General features: G+C 65.1%; 1 protein-coding gene. It reads left to right on the top strand.

What is annotated here, in order from left to right:
* Positions 1-232, top strand: a 232-nt coding sequence (locus tag SB754_RS23210; RefSeq protein WP_410784591.1) for a CoA transferase, incomplete at both ends; no start/stop codon positions are given.

Here is a 232-nt window from a genome sequence, read left to right as displayed (position 1 = left end):
AGATGACACCCGGTCCTGGGTGCCGCCGGTGGACGAGCACGGGGTCGGCACCTATTTTTCCAGCGTTAACCGCAACAAGCGTTCCGTGGTGTGTGACCTGCGTACCGAGGAAGGGCTTGCGGCGGCCCGGGAAACGGCGCTCGCCGCCGACGTCGTCGTGGAAAACTTCCGCCCCGGTGTCATGGAGCGGTTCGGACTGGATTATGAGTCACTGCGCCAACACCGGCCGGAC

The organism is Leifsonia sp. SIMBA_070, from assembly GCF_046534635.1.
Classification (GTDB): domain Bacteria; phylum Actinomycetota; class Actinomycetes; order Actinomycetales; family Microbacteriaceae; genus Leifsonia.
This window is presented reverse-complemented; position numbering and strand designations above follow the sequence as displayed.